Annotated in this window: 1 protein-coding gene; it reads left to right on the forward strand. The window is 56.9% G+C overall.

The genetic code is table 11. From position 1 onward, the window contains the following. Window positions 1-94: 94 nt before the first annotated feature. A partial coding sequence (locus tag BGIM_RS65475; protein WP_162136371.1) for a hypothetical protein occupies window positions 95-334 on the forward strand: 240 nt, incomplete at its 3' end.

The following is a 334-nucleotide window of genomic DNA, read 5'->3' on the forward strand; positions in this document are numbered from 1 at the left end:
ATTGACGACGCGTCGGCGGGAGTTCTCGGGGACGGACTTTGACAAGGACTTTTCGCCGCGTCAGAAGCAGCGGTTTTCGATCCTGCAGAGCGCGATGAACCAGACGCTGGACCTGTCGTCGCTGACGGAGCCGTCGTACAAGCTGGGTCTGGTGCTGTCGATTTTGCAGGATTTGATCAGCGTGAAGATGAAGACGGACGTGAAGCTGTACGTGAACTACAACGCCTATCCGAACCCGGCGGACGCGAAGACGATGCTGAAGGAGACGGAGATCAACCTGAACTCCCTGAAGACGGTGAACGAGAACGAGACGCTTCGGGAGATCACGTTCAAG

The sequence above is a fragment of the Zavarzinella formosa DSM 19928 genome (genome assembly GCF_000255705.1).
Taxonomy (GTDB): Bacteria; Planctomycetota; Planctomycetia; order Gemmatales; family Gemmataceae; genus Zavarzinella; species Zavarzinella formosa.